19 protein-coding genes are annotated in these 16,657 nt (G+C 67.6%); 18 read left to right on the forward strand and 1 reads right to left on the reverse strand.

Going from position 1 to position 16,657, the window contains the following annotated elements:
* The first annotated feature begins 34 nt into the window (after nucleotides 1-34).
* A complete protein-coding gene (locus tag ACM1PE_RS28000) occupies nucleotides 35-673 on the forward strand; it encodes an OmpW/AlkL family protein (RefSeq protein ID WP_059376841.1) in 639 nt (212 codons plus the stop codon).
* Between the two features lie 34 nt (nucleotides 674-707).
* Here ACM1PE_RS28000 and ACM1PE_RS28005 read toward each other — a convergent pair whose 3' ends face one another.
* Nucleotides 708-1,580 (reverse strand): LysR family transcriptional regulator, encoded by an 873-nt coding sequence (locus ACM1PE_RS28005; protein WP_118933491.1) that lies wholly within the window; start codon nucleotides 1,578-1,580, stop codon nucleotides 708-710.
* Between the two features lie 65 nt (nucleotides 1,581-1,645).
* Here ACM1PE_RS28005 and ACM1PE_RS28010 point away from each other — a divergent pair, with 65 nt between their 5' ends.
* The 17 genes from ACM1PE_RS28010 (at nucleotide 1,646) to hisH (ending at nucleotide 16,624) form a co-directional block, all read left to right on the forward strand.
* Nucleotides 1,646-2,866 carry a YbfB/YjiJ family MFS transporter gene (locus tag ACM1PE_RS28010; RefSeq protein WP_419341690.1) on the forward strand — a complete coding sequence of 407 codons (1,221 nt, stop codon included), beginning with the start codon at nucleotides 1,646-1,648 and terminating at the stop codon, nucleotides 2,864-2,866.
* Between the two features lie 23 nt (nucleotides 2,867-2,889).
* Complete coding sequence (locus ACM1PE_RS28015) at nucleotides 2,890-3,867, forward strand: tripartite tricarboxylate transporter substrate binding protein (RefSeq protein WP_059376832.1); 978 nt, start codon at nucleotides 2,890-2,892, stop codon at nucleotides 3,865-3,867.
* 18 nt (nucleotides 3,868-3,885) lie between these two features.
* On the forward strand, nucleotides 3,886-4,947 hold the full coding sequence (locus ACM1PE_RS28020) for an NAD(P)H-dependent flavin oxidoreductase (RefSeq protein ID WP_419341693.1): 1,062 nt from the start codon (nucleotides 3,886-3,888) through the stop codon (nucleotides 4,945-4,947).
* Nucleotides 4,948-5,189: 242 nt separating this feature from the next.
* A complete protein-coding gene (locus ACM1PE_RS28025; RefSeq protein WP_059376827.1) occupies nucleotides 5,190-6,026 on the forward strand; it encodes an ABC transporter ATP-binding protein in 837 nt (278 codons plus the stop codon).
* Nucleotides 6,023-6,811, forward strand: a complete 789-nt coding sequence (gene mlaE, locus ACM1PE_RS28030) for a lipid asymmetry maintenance ABC transporter permease subunit MlaE (RefSeq protein ID WP_013390959.1) — start codon at nucleotides 6,023-6,025, stop codon at nucleotides 6,809-6,811. Before ACM1PE_RS28025 ends, mlaE begins: the two co-directional genes overlap by 4 nt.
* A gap of 12 nt (nucleotides 6,812-6,823) precedes the next feature.
* Nucleotides 6,824-7,321: an outer membrane lipid asymmetry maintenance protein MlaD gene (gene mlaD, locus ACM1PE_RS28035; protein WP_059376825.1), complete on the forward strand. Its 498-nt coding sequence runs from the start codon at nucleotides 6,824-6,826 to the stop codon at nucleotides 7,319-7,321.
* Nucleotides 7,322-7,402: 81 nt separating this feature from the next.
* Entirely contained in the window at nucleotides 7,403-8,209 is an 807-nt protein-coding gene (locus ACM1PE_RS28040) for a VacJ family lipoprotein (RefSeq protein ID WP_059376823.1), read from the forward strand.
* A gap of 38 nt (nucleotides 8,210-8,247) precedes the next feature.
* Nucleotides 8,248-8,874, forward strand: a complete 627-nt coding sequence (locus ACM1PE_RS28045; protein ID WP_059376820.1) for an MlaC/ttg2D family ABC transporter substrate-binding protein — start codon at nucleotides 8,248-8,250, stop codon at nucleotides 8,872-8,874.
* A 169-nt stretch (nucleotides 8,875-9,043) separates the two neighbouring features.
* Entirely contained in the window at nucleotides 9,044-9,856 is an 813-nt protein-coding gene (locus tag ACM1PE_RS28050; protein ID WP_419341696.1) for an ABC transporter ATP-binding protein, read from the forward strand.
* A complete protein-coding gene (locus tag ACM1PE_RS28055; protein WP_118933486.1) occupies nucleotides 9,853-10,665 on the forward strand; it encodes an ABC transporter permease in 813 nt (270 codons plus the stop codon). The genes ACM1PE_RS28050 and ACM1PE_RS28055 overlap by 4 nt, the downstream gene beginning before the upstream one ends.
* 5 nt (nucleotides 10,666-10,670) lie before the next feature.
* A complete protein-coding gene (locus ACM1PE_RS28060; RefSeq protein ID WP_059376809.1) occupies nucleotides 10,671-10,916 on the forward strand; it encodes a BolA family protein in 246 nt (81 codons plus the stop codon).
* Complete coding sequence (murA, locus tag ACM1PE_RS28065; protein ID WP_059376799.1) at nucleotides 10,916-12,184, forward strand: UDP-N-acetylglucosamine 1-carboxyvinyltransferase; 1,269 nt, start codon at nucleotides 10,916-10,918, stop codon at nucleotides 12,182-12,184. The genes ACM1PE_RS28060 and murA overlap by 1 nt, the downstream gene beginning before the upstream one ends.
* The gene (gene hisG, locus ACM1PE_RS28070; RefSeq protein ID WP_059376797.1) at nucleotides 12,181-12,861 is read left to right on the forward strand and encodes an ATP phosphoribosyltransferase; all 681 of its coding nucleotides are present in this window, start codon (nucleotides 12,181-12,183) and stop codon (nucleotides 12,859-12,861) included. Before murA ends, hisG begins: the two co-directional genes overlap by 4 nt.
* 53 nt (nucleotides 12,862-12,914) lie before the next feature.
* On the forward strand, nucleotides 12,915-14,219 hold the full coding sequence (gene hisD, locus ACM1PE_RS28075) for a histidinol dehydrogenase (protein WP_059376795.1): 1,305 nt from the start codon (nucleotides 12,915-12,917) through the stop codon (nucleotides 14,217-14,219).
* Nucleotides 14,216-15,304 (forward strand): histidinol-phosphate transaminase, encoded by a 1,089-nt coding sequence (hisC, locus tag ACM1PE_RS28080; RefSeq protein WP_280014494.1) that lies wholly within the window; start codon nucleotides 14,216-14,218, stop codon nucleotides 15,302-15,304. The genes hisD and hisC overlap by 4 nt, the downstream gene beginning before the upstream one ends.
* A 1-nt stretch (nucleotide 15,305) precedes the next feature.
* Complete coding sequence (hisB, locus tag ACM1PE_RS28085; protein WP_013390948.1) at nucleotides 15,306-15,893, forward strand: imidazoleglycerol-phosphate dehydratase HisB; 588 nt, start codon at nucleotides 15,306-15,308, stop codon at nucleotides 15,891-15,893.
* 35 nt (nucleotides 15,894-15,928) lie between these two features.
* On the forward strand, nucleotides 15,929-16,624 hold the full coding sequence (gene hisH, locus ACM1PE_RS28090) for an imidazole glycerol phosphate synthase subunit HisH (RefSeq protein WP_118933482.1): 696 nt from the start codon (nucleotides 15,929-15,931) through the stop codon (nucleotides 16,622-16,624).
* Nucleotides 16,625-16,657 lie beyond the last annotated feature (33 nt).

Below are 16,657 nucleotides of genomic sequence, written 5' to 3' on the forward strand. Positions count from 1 at the left end.
GTCGTCTCACCCAATGGAAAGATCGGAGAAGAGAATGTTTTCGCTGAACGGCCGTATCCGCGCCACCGCCATCGCCGGCCTGCTCGCCGCTGGCACGCTCGCCGCCCCCGCGCACGCCCACGAAGCGGGCGACGTGCTGTTCAAGGTCGGCGTGACGCAGGTCCGCCCCTCGTCCAACAACGGCACCGTGCTCAATGGCAGCGTCGGACTCGACGTGAGCAACAACGTGCGCCCGAGCTTCACGCTGACCTACATGGCCACGCGCAACATCGGTATCGAACTGCTGGGCGCCTGGCCCTTCCAGCATGACGTCAGCGGCAGCGGCCTGGGCAAGATCGGCTCGACCAAGCAATTGCCGCCGACGCTGAGCCTGCAATGGCACATCCTGCCCGACAGCATGATCCAGCCCTACATCGGCGTGGGCATCAACTACACCCACTTCTTCGACACCCAGGCCGAAGGCGCGCTGAAGGGCTCGGACCTGAAGCTGGGCGACTCCTGGGGCGTGGCCGCGCAGCTGGGCGCGGACTTCAAGATCAACGAGCGCTGGTTCATGAACGCGGACATCCGCTACATCGACATCCGCTCCAAGGTGAAGCTGGACGGCCAGCACATCGGCACCGCGCGCATCGATCCGTGGGTCGCGACGCTGGGCGTCGGCTACCGCTTCTAAGCGCAAAAGGGCCGCGCATCACGCGCGGCATGCCTCAGCCTTGCGGCGAATCGAGCTTGTGCCGCAGGGCCTGCAAGGCCGGCGTGTCGTCATCGGCGCGCCAGACCAGCTGAGTCAGGGCCCTGCCATGCGAGCCGGACAGGGCGCCGATGCGCACCGTGTGCTCCGCCCCCAGCACCGCCAGCACCGAACGCGGCACGATGGCCACGCCCGAACCCGCCGCCACACAGGCGACGATGGCGTGGTACGAGGCGAACTCCATCACCTTGCCCGGCGCGACGCCTTCCTGGTTCAGCCAGGACTCCAGGATGCGCCGATATGAGCATCCCGCCGCGAAGGCGATCACGCTGCGCTCTCCCAGATCCTTGGGGCTGTCGATCGGGTCCCAGGCCAAGGGCGAAATCAGCGCCAGTTCTTCCTTGAACGCATCCATCGCCGCCAAGCCCTCGGCCGGAAAGGGCTGCGCCACGAACGCGGCCTCGATCTCGTAGTTGCGCACCTTGGCTGCCAGCGCCCCCGACGTGCCGGTCACCAGTTCGATCCGCACTTGCGGCCAGGCCGCGTGATAGGCCGCCAGAATGGGCGGCAGGCGCGCGGCGGCCGTACTTTCCATGGTGCCGATGCGCAGCACGCCCTGCGGGGAACCGTCGCGTACCGCGGCCTGGGCTTCGTCAGCCAGGCGCAGCAGGCGGTCGGCGTAGGACAACAACACCCGCCCCTGGTCCGACAGCACCAGCCGGCGATTCTGGCGCCGGAACAGCGGCGCCTCCAGCGAGGCCTCCAGCTGCTTCAGGCGCGTCGACACATTGGACTGCACGCGGTTCAGGTGGGCAGCGGCGCGCGCCACGCCGCCCTGATCGGCAACCGCCTTGAAGATCTGCAGCGCATCGAGGTCCAAGTTTCTCATTTTGAGAACTCGCTATCTTAATAATTCACTATTAATGATATTAGTACAGCCGTAGAGTAGGGGCCATGTCAACGCCCATTTACCCTTCCGCCTCGCGCGGCGCCGCTGCCCTGGCATGGCCCGCAGCGCTGGCCCTGGCCGCCGCCATGGGCATAGGCCGGTTCGCCTTCACGCCGGTCTGGCCCCTGATGGCGCAGGAGGCCGGGCTGTCGCTGGCGCAGGGCGGCTGGCTGGCCTCCGCCAATTACGTGGGCTATCTGCTGGGCGCGCTGGCGGCGGTCGCCTGGCCCATCCGCCGGTTGCGCGGCACGCTGGCGGCCAGCCTGCTTGCGGTGGCGCTGCTGACGCTGGCCATGCCGCTCTGGCACGGCATGGCAATGTGGTGCGCGCTGCGGCTGGCCGCAGGCTACGCCAGCGCCAGCGCCTTCATCTGCGTGGCGGCATGGCGGGCGGTGCCTGCGGGCGATCCGCGCGAGGCGGGCGCGTCCGCCGTGACCTACGCCGGCGTGGGCGCGGGCATTGCGCTGACGGGGCTGGCCTGCCTGGCGCTGGCGGCGTGGGGCGCGCGCGCCGACACGGTCTGGCTCGCGCTGGGGGGGCTGGCGCTGGCGCTGTCCGCAATCGCCTGGTCAGGGCTGCGCCGCCAAGCCACGCCAATGCCGGCGCGATCGGCCAGCGCGGCTCACGCCGCCCGGCTGCCGCGCGACATCCCTGCGCTGGCGCTGCACTACGGCGCGTTCGGCGTGGGCTACATCGTCCCAGCCACCTTCCTGCCGGCGATGGCCAAGGAAATCATTCCCGACCCGGCCATCTTCGGCTGGGCCTGGCCCCTGTTCGGCCTGGCCGCGGCGGTGTCCTGCCTGCTGGTGCCTCGCCTGGCGCGGGGCCGCGACAGCGTGCAAATCTGGCGCGCCGCCCAGGCTCTCATGGCGCTGGGCATGCTGGCCGTGGCCGTCTGGCACCACATCGCCGCCGTGATCGTGGCCGCTGTGCTGGTGGGCGGCACCTTCATGGTGATCACGCAGGCGGGCATGCTGGCCGCCAGACGCTCGGCGGGTGCCTCCGCGCCGCGCGCGGCAGCCCTCATGACCGCGGCGTTCGCCGCCGGGCAGATCCTGGGACCGTTGCTGGCGTCCTGGGCCGCGCAGTGGAGCGTCGGCCTGCCGCAGGTGCTGGCGGCCAGCGCCGCGCTGCTGATGCTATCCGCGTGGCGCTTGGGAAAGATCACGACAGATGACAATGCCGCTGGGCATAATGCGATCGGCCCGCGGGCCCGTTCACACTAAAAACAAAACCAGGAGTCATCTGCATGAAATCGTTGCGTCCCCTTATTGTCGCGCTGGCAGCCGCCACCGCCTTCAGCGGCGCCGCCCAGGCCCAGACCACCGACTGGCCGGCCAAGCCCATCACCATGATCGTGCCCTACGCGCCGGGCGGCTTCGCCGACACCCGCGTGCGCCTCCTGGCCCGCAAGCTGGGCGACTCGCTGGGCCAGCCTATCGTGGTCGAGAACAAGGCGGGCGCGGGCGGCGTGGTCGGCACCAACCTGATCGCGCGCGCCGCGCCCGACGGCTACACCATCGGCACGGGCAACCTGGCGCCCATGGCGGTCAACCCGACGCTGATGAAGGACATGCCCTACGATCCGCAGAAGGATCTGGCCCCGATCATCCTGATCGAGAACAGCCCGCTGGTGCTGAGCGTGAACAACGAGCTGCCCGTGAAGACGCTGGCGGACCTGATCGCGCTGGCCAAGAAGCAGCCCGGCAAGCTGTCGTTCGGCTCGTCTGGCGTGGGCGGCGCGCACCACCTGTCCGGCGAAATGTTCCGCGAGCAGGCCAAGATCGACATCGTCCACGTCCCGTACAAGGGCGGCAGCCTGGCGGCGACCGACCTCATGGGCGGGCATATCTCGATGATGTTCGAAATGGGCTATTCCGCGCTGCCTGCGATCCAGGGCGCCAAGATCCACCCCATCGCGGTCACCTCCGCCAAGCGCCTGGCCGTGCTGCCCGACGTGCCGACCATGGCCGAATCCGGCCTGCCGGGCTTCGAGTCCTATAACTGGCAGGGCATCGTCGCCCCCGCCGGCACGCCCGCGCCCATCATCGCCAAGCTCAATGCCGAGTTCAACCGCATCCTGAAGGAACCGGACGTGCAAAAGGCCATCGCCGACACCGGCAGCCAGGCCGGCGGCGGCACGCCCGAGGAATTCGGCGCCTTCATCAAGAGCGAAACCGAGAAGTGGGCCCACGTCATCAAGGCTGGGAACATCCAGCTTCAGTAACCTTCCAGGAGAAATTCCATGGCTACCCGTCTGATTGATCTGCTCAAGCTGCACCATCCCATCGTCCAGGCCCCCATGGCCGGCGGCGCCACGACGGTGGAGCTGGTTTCCGAGGCATCGAAGGCGGGAGTCCTGGGGTCGCTCGGGGCGGCCTACATGAGTCCCGAGCAGATCGAGGCGGCGGCGCGCGACATCCGCGCGCGCACGCCGCTGCCGTTCGCCATCAATCTGTTCGCATCGGTGCCGGAAGAACCCATGCGCGGCGACGCCGACCGCATGCTGGCGCTGATGGCGCGCTACCACCAGCAGCTGGGCCTTCCGGCTCCCGCCGAGCCCGGCCCGCAGGCCGACCCGCTGCCGCAACAGATCGAGGCCATCCTGCGGGTACGGCCGGCCGTCTTCAGCTTCACCTTCGGCCGCATGCCGGCCGCGGCCATCGCGCGCTGCCGCGAGCTGGGCATCCTGACCGTGGGTACCGCCACCACCGTGCGCGAGGCGGTCGCGCTGGAACAGGACGGCGTGGACGCCATCGTGGCGCAGGGCGCCGAGGCTGGCGGCCACCGCGGCACCTTCCTGGGCGGCTTCGAGGAATCGTTGATCGGCACCATGGCGCTGGTGCCACAGGTCGCCGACGCAGTATCCGTCCCTGTTATTGCGTCCGGCGGCATCATGGACGGCCGCGGCATCGCCGCCGCGCTGGCCCTGGGCGCCGATCTGGCACAAATGGGGACGGCCTTTCTGACCACCACGGAATCCGGCATCAATGAAGCCTACAAGGCGCTGCTGCCTGCCTCCCGCGCGGAGCAATCGCGCGTGACCCGGGCGTTCTCGGGACGGCCCGCCCGCGGCATCGAAAACGCCTTCATGCGCGAGGCCGACGCCATCGCGGCCGACATCCTGCCGTACCCCCTGCAGAACGCGCTGACGCGCCCCATGCGCACGGCGGGCGGCAAGGCCGGCAACACCGATGTGCTGTCCCTGTGGGCCGGCCAGGGCGCGCCGCTCGCGCGGCGCGAGAGCACCGCCGACCTGGTCGCGCGGCTGGTCCGGGAGACTGCGACGGCACAGGCGCGGCGCTAAGCATATTGTTCCCTGAACCGAAAACACTGTTCCACGCGCGGGCTATCGCGTTGTGATTACAAAGCGTCGGGCTACAATGGCGCCTCGCCGCCGGGAGCCCAGGCCTAGTCTCGCCCCCGGCATATGAGTAACAGGGCGCTTCCCGACGCCGCCTGTCTTCGCCGCGCCGGCTATGAATTTTGCCGGTTGCATCGACCGGACAGCAGGGCAAGCTCCGCCGCCGAAACACCCTTTCGTTGCCCATGCCCGCTCAAACCAGCAAGACCCCGGACTTCGCCCTGCGCCTGGAAGGTGTGGCGCTAGGCTATGGTGATTTCACCGTCTTGCGCGACATTTCCATGGACGTGCGCGCCGGCCAGGTCGTCGCCATCATGGGCGGCTCCGGTTCGGGCAAGACCACGCTGTTGCGCGCGGCCACCGGCCAGCTCACCGCGCAGCGGGGCCGGGTGCTGGCCTTCGGCCAGGACATGGCCCATGTCAGCCGCACCGAACTGCAATCGCTGCGCAAGCGCATGGGCGTCCTATTTCAACAGGGCGCGCTTTTCACCGACCTGAACGTGTTCGAGAACGTGGCCTTCCCGCTGCGCGAACACACCAAACTAACGGAACCCGAAGTCACCGAGCGCGTGCTGGATAAGCTCGACGCCGTCGGCCTGCGCGCAGCCGCGCACCTGAAAGTAGCGGAAATCTCCGGCGGCATGGCCCGGCGCGTGGCACTGGCCCGCGCCGTGGTGCTGGAGCCCGAACTCATTCTGTACGACGAACCGTTTGCGGGGCTGGACCCGATCTCGCTGGGCATCACCGCCCGCCTGATCCGCAACCTGGCCGACCGGCTCGGCTGCGCCTCGGTGCTGATCACGCACGACGTGCATGAATCGTTCGCCATCGCGGACCAGGTGTACCTGGTCGGGCAGGGCAAGCTTGCCGCCGCCGGCACGCCGGAAATGCTGTCGGCCTCGCAAGACCCCTACGTGCAGCAGTTCCTAAAAGGGGAGCCCGACGGCCCCGTCGCGTTCCAGTATCCCGAAACGCCCGCTTTCAAGAAGTGGCTTTCGCAACAGGAGGGCCGCCGCGCATGAGCGGATCCAACAACGCCATCGGCGCGCTGGGCGGCTGGGTACGTACCCGCGTTTCCGGCATCGGCTACTTCACCCGGTTCTTCGGCGCCATGCTGGCGCGCAGCGGCATTGCGCTGTCGCGTCCGCGGCTGGTGTCGCAGCAGGTCCATTTCATCGGCAACTACTCGCTGCTCATCATTGCCGTCTCCGGCATGTTCGTGGGCTTCGTGCTGGGGCTGCAGGGTTATTACACGCTGAACCGCTACGGTTCGGAAGAAGCGCTGGGCCTGCTGGTGGCCCTGTCGCTGGTGCGGGAACTGGGGCCCGTGGTCACGGCGCTGCTGTTCGCCGGCCGCGCGGGCACCTCGCTCACCGCGGAAATCGGCCTGATGAAAGCCGGCGAGCAACTCGCGGCCATGGAAGTCATGGCCGTCGACCCCATACGCCGCGTGCTGGTGCCGCGCCTGTGGGGCGGCATCATCGCCATGCCCATCCTGGCGGCGGTGTTCTCCATGGTGGGCATCCTGGGCGGCTGGGTCGTGGGCGTGCTGCTGATCGGCGTGGACGCCGGCGCGTTCTGGTCGCAGATGCAAAACGGCGTCGACGTCTGGAAAGACGTGGCCAACGGCGTCATCAAGAGCCTGGTCTTCGGCGTCACGGTGACGCTGGTCGCGCTCTACGAGGGTTGGCAGGCCAAGCCCACCCCGGAAGGCGTTGCCCGCGCGACCACTCGCACCGTGGTGGTGGGCTCCCTGGCGGTACTTGGGCTGGACTTCCTGCTCACCGCCTTGATGTTTGGAAATTGATACGGATCGATCATGTCTCGCGAAAAAACCGACTTCTGGGTAGGCCTGTTTGTATTGCTGGGCGCGGTCGCGCTGGCGTTCCTGGCGTTGCGCGCCGGCAACTTGAGCACCTTTTCTTTCGCCCCGACCTATACGCTGACGGCCAACTTCGATAACGTAGGCGGCCTCAAGGTGCGCGCGCCCGTCAAGAGCGCGGGGGTCGTCGTGGGCCGGGTTGCCGGCATCTCGTTCGATGACAAGACCTTCCAGGCGATCGTCTCGGTCAACCTGGAAACGGCCTATCAGTTCCCCAAGGACACTTCGGCGTCCATCCTGACGTCGGGCCTGCTGGGTGAACAATACCTGGGCCTGACCGCGGGCAGCGAAGAGGAAAACTTTGTCGACGGCGGCAAGATCCGCTACACGCAAAGCGCCGTGGTGCTTGAACAACTGATCAGCCAGTTCCTGTACGGGTCGGCCGAGAAGCAAGGCTCGAGCGCGTCGGAACCCGCCGCGAAAACGCCAAATTAAAGACAATGCGACAGACGCGGTAACAGCAGCGCGTCCAAGGTACGCAATATCATAAGAATCGTTGATAGGGATGCCCTGATCATGAACAAGAAAGCTATTTGCAGGATTGCCACCGTCGCCGCCGCGGGCGCGCTGATGGCAGGCTGCGCCGCGCCGCAGAACCCGGATCCCCGCGACCCCTGGGAAGGCTTCAACCGGGGCGTGTACAAATTCAACGACACCGTCGACCGCGCCGTCTTCAAGCCGGTGGCGCAGGCCTATACCTTCGTCACGCCGCAGCCGGTGCGCAGCTGCGTGCACAACATCTTCAGCAACGTCGGGGACCTTTGGTCCGGCGCCAACAGCTTCCTGCAGGGCCGCGGCCACGACTTCGTCAACACGCTGGGCCGCTTCCTGTTCAACACCACCATGGGCGTGGGCGGCTGCTTCGACGTCGCCTCGGCCAATGGCGCGCGCCGCATCCCGAACGACTTCGGCACCACGCTGGGCGTGTGGGGCTTCAGCCAGGGTCCGTACCTGGTGCTGCCGTTCTTCGGCTCGTCGTCGGTACGCGACGGCGCTGGCCTGATCGGCGATTACGCTGGCACCACCTACGGCTACATGGGCGTCGATTCCATCGACAACGTCCGCCTGCGCAACTCGCTGTGGGGCCTGCGCGTGGTCGACACGCGCGCCAGCCTGCTGAGCGCCACCGACACCATCGACCGCGTCGCGCTCGATCCCTACAGCTTCGTGCGCGATGCCTATCTGCAGCGCCGCGCCGCCATGGTGCTGGGCCAGAAGGTGGACGACGAGTCCTCGCTGCCCAACTACGAAGACGACGAGGACGCCGCCGCCCCCGCCGCGCAGCCGGCGGCTCAACCCGCGGCGCAACCTGCGGCCAAGTAAGCCGCGGGGTTGCGCCCCAGTACAAGTAAGGAGTTTTGATGCGAGTTTCTTTTGTTTCCCTGCAGCGTCTGGTTTTCACGGGCCTGCTAGCCCTGGGCCTGACCGCCGGCGCGCAGGCCAAACCCGACCCCAACGGTTCTCCCGACCAGTTCGTGCTCGCCACGGCCAATGAGGCCCTGGACGTGCTGAAGGCCGACGGCTCCGTCAAGGCCGGCAACCCCGCCCGCATCAATCAGGTCGTCAACGAGCACATCCTGCCCTACGTCAACTTCCAGAAGACCACGCGCCTGGCCGCTGGCCGCTACTGGCGCCAGGCCAACGACGTGCAGAAAAAGGAACTGGCCGACGCCTTCCGCGGCACGCTGGTGCGCACCTACAGCGGCGCGCTGACCCGCGTCACGTCCAGCACGACGGTGCGCGCGCTGCCGTTCCGTGGCGATCCCAAAGCCGACGACGTGGTCGTACGCACCCTGATCTCCCAGGGCAACGACCAGCCGGTGGGCGTCGACTACCGCCTGGAAAAGACGGCCCAGGGCTGGAAGATCTACGACATGAACGTCGAAGGCATCTGGCTCATCGAAAACTACCGCAACCAGTTCGCCCAGCAGATCAACCGCGACGGCATCGACGGCCTCATCAAGGCGTTGAACCAACGCAACCAATGACCGGCCTTGCGGCTGTCGCGGCCCGGCGCGCCCTAGTGGCCCGCCGGGCCGATTATTTTAGGGACAGACCATCCGGATACCCAGGGGGATGCCAGGGCTACCGGCCAGGGCAGCGGCGGCGCGCTTATATAATGATCAATTCGCTCTTTCCGGGCCATTTCCCGCCGTCATGTCCGCCGTCAGTCTAGAAAACGTCTCCAAGGTCTATACCCCGCGCCAGCGCGGCTGGCAGAAGCTGCTCGGGCGCACGCCCGCCGCCGGCTTCCAGGCGCTGGACAATGTCAGCCTGAACATCGAGCACGGCGAGTTCTTCGGCCTGCTCGGGCCCAATGGCGCCGGCAAGACCACGCTGATCTCGATCCTCGCCGGTCTGGCGCACGCCAGTTCGGGCCGCGCCACGGTCTGTGGATACGACGTCGTGGCCGACTACAAGTCGGCGCGGCGGGCGTTGGGCGTGGTGCCGCAAGAACTGGTCTACGACCCGTTCTTCACGGTGCGCGAGACCCTGCGCATCCAATCCGGCTATTTCGGCCTGCGCAAGAACGACGACTGGATCGACGAAATCCTGTTCAACCTGGGGCTGGCCGACAAGGCCAACTCCAATATGCGGGCGCTGTCCGGCGGCATGAAGCGCCGCGTGCTGGTGGCCCAGGCGCTGGTGCACCGTCCGCCCGTGATCGTGCTGGACGAACCCACCGCCGGCGTGGACGTGGACCTGCGGCGCACGCTGTGGGAATTCATTTCGCGCCTGAACAGGGCCGGCCACACCATCATGCTGACCACCCACTACCTGGAAGAAGCGGAAGCCCTGTGCGGCCGCATCGCCATGCTCAAGCGCGGCCGCATCGTGGCGCTGGACACCACCCAGGCCCTGATGGCCCGGGTCGGCGGGGTCGACCTGGAAGACGCTTTCGTGCGCATCATGCACGAAGGCGACGAGCAACCCGCGACCGCCCTGCAACCCGAAGAGATCTCGTCATGACCCAGCCCGCCGCGACCGCCAGCCAGCCGCTGGTGCAGCCCCGCCTGGATGCGGGCTCCGGCTTCCCGACCTTGCTGCGCAAGGAATTGCTGCGCTTCTGGAAGGTCAGCTTCCAGACCATCGCCGCGCCCGTCATCACCGCGCTGCTATACCTGCTGGTGTTCGCCCACGTGCTGGAAGGGCGCGTCATGGTGTACGGCAGCGTGCCCTACACGGCGTTCCTGATCCCCGGGCTCATGATGATGAGCATGCTGCAGAACGCCTTCGCCAATCCCTCGTCATCGCTGATCCAGAGCCGCATCACCGGCAACCTGGTCTTCATGCTGCTGCCGCCGCTGTCGCACCGCGACATCTTCGCCGCCTACGTGCTGGCGGCCATCGTGCGCGGCCTCGCGGTCGGGCTGTGCGTGTGGGTGGTGGCGCTGTTCTTTGTCTCGCTGGTCCCCGCCCACCCGCTGTGGCTGGCCGTCTTCGCCGTGCTGGCCTGCGGCATCATGGGCGTGCTGGGCCTGATCGCGGGCCTCTGGTCCGAGAAATTCGACCAGCTCGCGGCCTTCCAGAACTTCCTCATCATGCCGGCCACATTCCTGTCCGGCGTGTTCTATTCCATCCACACGCTCCCCGCCTTCTGGCAGGGCGTGTCCCACTGGAACCCCATCTTCTACACCATCGACGGCTTCCGCTACGGATTCTTCTCGGTGTCGGACGTCTCCCCCTGGCGCAGCCTGGCGGTGGTGACGGGGGTGTTCCTCGCGCTATCGCTCTATGCGCTGCGGCTACTGGCCAGCGGCTACAAACTCAGGAACTGACGTCCATGCTTCCCACTCCCGCGCAAGTCCGCCAATACATCGCGGACGGCCTGCCCTGTGAACATCTCGACGTGCAAGGCGACGGCTCGCATTTCGACGCGGTCATCGTCAGCGCCGCCTTCGAAGGCAAGCGCCTGATCCAGCGCCATCAACTGGTCTATGCCGCGCTCGGCGACCGCATGAAGGCCGAGATCCATGCGCTGTCCATGCGCACCCTGACCCCCGCCGAATACCAGCAAGCAGGCAAGTAATGGACAAGCTACGCATCACCGGGGGTTCGCGCCTGCATGGCGAAATCTCCATCTCCGGCGCCAAGAACTCGGCCTTGCCCATCCTGTGCGCGGGCCTGCTGACCGCCGACGCGCTGACCCTCAGCAACGTGCCGCACCTCAACGACACCGCCACCATGCTGCGCCTGCTGGGCCGCATGGGCGTGCGCGCCGAGCGTGACGCGGACGGCACGGTCACGCTGCAGGCCAACCAGGTCGACAAGCTGGAAGCTCCCTACGACCTGGTCAAAACCATGCGGGCCTCCATCCTGGTGCTGGGCCCGCTGTTGGCGCGCTTCGGCGAAGCCCGCGTCAGCCTGCCCGGCGGCTGCAGCATCGGCCAGCGTCCGGTGGACCAGCACATCAAGGGCCTGGCCGCGCTGGGCGCCGAAATCAGCATCGAACACGGCTTCGTGGTGGCGCGCGCCAAACGCCTGAAGGGCGCCTCGGTGCGCACCGACATGGTCACCGTCACCGGCACCGAGAACCTGCTGATGGCCGCCGTGCTGGCCGAAGGCCGGACCGTGCTGGAAAACGCCGCCTGCGAACCCGAAGTGGTGGACCTGGCGGAACTGCTCATCAAGATGGGCGCGCGCATCCAGGGCCACGGCACCAGCCGCATCGTGATCGACGGCGTGGAGCGCCTGCACGGCGCCGAACACCGCGTCATCTCCGACCGCATCGAGGCCGGCACCTTCCTGTGCGCGGTGGGCGCTGCGGGCGGCGACATCGTCCTGCGCAATACCGACGCGGACATCCTCGGCGCCACTCTGGGCAAGCTGACCGAGGCCGGCCTCACCATCGAGACCGGCCCCGACTGGATCCGCTGCGCCATGTCCTCGCGCCCCCGCGCCGTGGGCTTTCGCACGCTGGAATATCCCGGCTTCGCCACCGACATGCAGGCTCAGGTCATGGCGTTGAACGCCGTGGCCGAAGGCACCTCGGTCGTCGTCGAGACCATCTTCGAAAACCGCTACATGCACGTGCAGGAACTGCGCCGCATGGGCGCGGACATCGACATCGACGGCCACACCGCCGTCGTGCGCGGCGTGCCGCGCCTGTCTGGCGCCACCGTCATGGCCACCGACCTGCGCGCCTCGGCCAGCCTGGTCATCGCCGGCCTGGCGGCCGAAGGCGAAACCCTGGTCGACCGCATCTACCACCTGGATCGCGGCTACGACCAGATGGAAGTCAAACTGCGCGCGCTCGGCGCGAACATCCAACGCGTTACCGGCAAGGAACAGGCATGAACGATGCCCCCACCACCGTCGCCCCCCTGACCCTGGCACTGTCCAAAGGGCGCATCTTCGAAGAGACCATGCCGCTGCTGGCCGAGGCCGGCATCGAAGTCCCCGAGAATCCCGAAAGTTCGCGCAAGCTGATCCTGCCCACCAGCGATCCCGGCCTGCGCCTGATCATCGTGCGCGCCTCGGACGTGCCCACCTACGTGCAGTACGGCGCGGCCGACCTCGGCATCGCGGGCAAGGACGTGCTCATCGAGCACGCCAAGGAACAGCCCGGCGGCCTGTACCAGCCGATCGACCTGAACATCGCCAAGTGCCGCCTGGCCGTGGCCGTGCGCAAGGGCTTCGACTACGAAGGCGCGGTCCACCAGGGCGCGCGCCTGCGCGTGGCCACCAAGTACGTGCAGTCAGCCCGTGAACACTTCGCGGCCAAGGGTGTGTACGTAGACATCATCAAGCTGTATGGTTCGATGGAACTGGCGCCGCTGGTGGGCCTGGCCGACTGCATCGTGGACCTGGTGTCCACCGGCGGCACCCTGCGCGCCAACGACCTGGTCGCGGTGGAAGACATCATGCCGATTTCCTCGCGCCTGATTGTCAACCAGGCCGCGCTGAAGACCCGCGGCGCCCGCCTGCAACCGCTGCTGGACGCCTTCGAAAGAGCCGCTGCCCGCAACGCCTGACCCTCGCCCGCCGCGACGCCGCGGCGGCCGTTACCTGCTTGCTCCATGACGCCATGGCCCTGATCAATCGTCTCGACTCCCGCGATCCCGGATTCAAATCCGCCCTGTCCACGCTGCTGGCCTTCGAAGCCACCGAGGACGAATCCATCGACCGCGCCGCGGCCGGCATCCTGGCCGACGTGCGCGCCCGCGGCGACGCCGCGCTGGTGGAATACACGCAGCGCTTTGACCGCATGCCCGGCGCATCGGCCCAGACGCTGGAGATCCCCAAGGCGGACTGGCATGCGGCCCTGGCCGCGCTGCCCGCGGCCCAGCGCAACGCGCTGGAAGCCGCCGCCGACCGTGTGCGCAGCTACCACGAACGCCAGCGCGCCGAGACCTGGACCTATACCGACGCCGACGGCACCATGCTGGGCCAGCAGGTCACCCCGCTGGACCGCGTGGGCCTGTACGTGCCCGGTGGCAAGGCCGCCTATCCGTCCTCGGTGCTGATGAACGCCATCCCGGCCAAGGTCGCGGGCGTGCAGGAACTGGTCATGGTCACGCCCACGCCGGACGGCGTGCGCAATCCCATCGTGCTGGCCGCCGCGGCCATCGCCGGCGTGGACCGCGTCTTCGCCATCGGCGGCGCGCAGGCCGTGGGCGCGCTGGCCTACGGCACCGCCACCGTGCCGGCCGTGGACAAGATCGTCGGCCCGGGCAACGCCTACGTCGCCGCCGCCAAGCGCCGCGTGTTCGGCGTGGTCGGCATCGACATGATCGCCGGCCCCAGCGAAATCCTGGTCATCTGCGACGGCAAGACGCCCGCCGACTGGATCGCCATGGACCTGTTCTCGCAGGCCGAGCACGACGAGCTCGCGCAGTCCATCCTGCTGTGCCCCGACGCCGCCTTCATCGAAGAAGTGCAGGCCTCGATCGAGCGCCTGCTGCCCACCATGCCGCGCGCCGACATCCTGCGCGTCAGCCTGGCCAACCGCGGCGCGCTGATCCTGGTCCAAGATCTCGAAGAAGCCTGCCGGATCGCCAACGACATCGCGCCCGAGCATCTCGAGATCTCCACCGAGCAGCCCGAAAAATGGACCGCGCAGATCCGCCACGCCGGCGCCATCTTCATGGGCCGCTTCAGCTCCGAATCGCTGGGCGACTACTGCGCCGGCCCCAACCACGTGCTGCCGACCTCGCGCACGGCGCGCTTTTCCTCGCCGCTGGGCGTCTATGACTTCCAGAAGCGCTCCAGCCTGATCCAGGTTTCGCACCAGGGCGCCCAGAAACTGGGCCGCATCGCCGCCGAACTGGCGCTGGGCGAGGGCCTGCAGGCGCATGCCGCCAGCGCCCAATACCGGATCGACCAGCCATGAGCGTGCCGGGCCGCATCGCCGGCACCGTCCGGGCGGACATCCGCGAACTGGCCGCCTATCCCGTGGCCCACGCCGAGGGCTGCATCAAGCTCGACGCCATGGAATGTCCCTACGAACTGCCCGAGGCGGTTCGCGAGGACATCGCCCGCGCCGTGCGCGACACGCCGCTCAACCGTTACCCGGCGGCCGACCTGTCGGCGCTGCAAGCGGCCGTGAAAACGGCCTTCGGCGTGCCGGATGCGGCGGACGTGCTGTTCGGCAACGGCTCGGACGAACTCATCCACATTGTGGTGCAGGCCTGCTGCAACCCGGGCGACGCGGTGCTGTCGCCCTGGCCGTCGTTTGTCTATTTCGACATGGCCGCGCGCTTCGACCACGCCCGCTTCGTCGGCGTGCCGCTGACCGCCGACCTGACCCTGGACTTGCCGGCCATGCTGGCCGCCATTCAGGAACACCAGCCCAAGGTGGTGTTCCTGGCCGTGCCCAACAACCCCACCGGCGGCCTCTGGTCCGATGAGGACGTAGCGGCCATCATCGCCGCCGCGCCCGGCCTGGTGGTGCTGGACGAGGCCTACCAGCCCTTCGCCGACCGTACCTGGATGCCGCAGGTGCTGGACGCGCCCAATGTGGTCGTCATGCGCACGGTGTCCAAGATCGGCCTGGCCGGCTTGCGCTTCGGCTACCTGGCCGGCCATCCGGCCTGGATCGCGGAACTGAACAAGGTCCGCCCGCCCTACAACCTGGACGTGCTGACCCAGGCCACGCTGTCGGCCGTGCTGCGCCACAAGCCGGTGCTGGACGAACAGGCCGCCCGCCTGCGCGCGGACCGCGAACCGCTGGCCGCCGCCCTGGCCCAGTTACCCGGGGTGCGGGTATTCCCTTCCGCCGGCAACTTCGTTCTTGCCCGCTTTTCCGGCAAGCTGGACGGCAACGCCGTGCATCTTGCCCTGAAAACGCGCAAAATATTGATTCGCAACTTCTCCAACGCCCATCCGCTGCTGGCCGACTGCCTGCGCATCTCGGTGGGCGCCCCGGCCGAAAACGCCGCCTTGCTATCCGCCCTGCAAGAGATTTTGAGTGCTTAACATGCGTACCGCTGAGATCACCCGCAACACCAACGAAACCCGCATCCGCGTGGCCGTCAATATCGACGGCACCGGCAAGCAGACGATCGACACCGGCGTGCCGTTCCTGGACCACATGCTGGACCAGATCGCGCGCCACGGCCTGATCGACCTCGACATCAAGGCGGAAGGCGACCTGCACATCGACGCGCACCATACGGTTGAAGACGTGGGCATCACGCTGGGCATGGCCATTGCCAAGGCGGTCGGCACCAAGGCCGGCCTGCGCCGCTACGGCCACGCCTACGTGCCGCTGGACGAAGCGCTGTCGCGCGTGGTGGTGGACTTCTCCGGCCGCCCGGGCCTGGAATACCACATCCCCTTCACGCGCGCCCGCATCGGCGACTTCGACGTGGACCTGACGCGCGAATTCTTCCAGGGCCTGGTCAACCACGCCCTGATCACGCTGCACATCGACAACCTGCGTGGCGTCAATGCCCACCACCAGGCGGAAACGGTCTTCAAGGCCTGTGGCCGCGCCCTGCGCATGGCCATGGAAGTCGATCCCCGCATGGGCGACGTCGTGCCCTCCACCAAGGGCGTGCTGTAACACCTCCGCCATCCACCCGCAGCAGGCAGAAAGAAGTGACCACTATCGCCATCGTCGACTACGGAATGGGCAATTTCCATTCCGTCGCCCGCGCCCTGAAATACGCCGCCCCCGATGCCGACATCCGCATCTGCAGCCAACCCCAGGAAATCGCCGCGGCCGACCGCGTCGTGTTTCCCGGCCAGGGCGCCATGGCGGACTGCATGCGCACCCTGAACGAATCCGGCCTGCGCGAGGCCGTCGTGCGCGCCGCGCGCGAGAAGCCCCTGCTGGGCGTCTGCGTGGGCGAACAGATGCTGTTCGATTCCAGCGAGGAAGGCGGCACCTCCTGCCTGGGGCTGTTCCCCGGCGTGGTGCGCCGCTTCTCGGGCCCCAGCTTTGCCGACCCCGTCAGCGATGACGCGGCCTGCCTGACCGACACCGGCGCCGCCGGACTGGCCGACACCCGCCCCGAGCGCCTCAAGGTCCCGCACATGGGATGGAACAAAGTGCGCCAGACGCGCTCTCATCCTATCTGGGCCGGCATTCCGGACGAAACGCACTTCTATTTCGTCCATAGTTACTACGCCGACCCGGAAGATCCGGACCTGACTGTTGGTGAAACCGAGTATGGCCTTGCCTTTACCTGCGCGGTGGCGGCAGCTAACATTTTCGCGGTGCAGTTTCACCCCGAAAAGAGCGCCGAGCACGGTTTGCGCCTGTATCGCAATTTTGTAGACTGGCAGCCGTAGGCTCCGAGCCCACGCCCGCCAGCCCTTTCAACC

Origin of the sequence: Achromobacter sp. PD1, from assembly GCF_048541815.1 — a bacterium.
Lineage (GTDB): Bacteria > Pseudomonadota > Gammaproteobacteria > Burkholderiales > Burkholderiaceae_B > Achromobacter > Achromobacter bronchisepticus_A.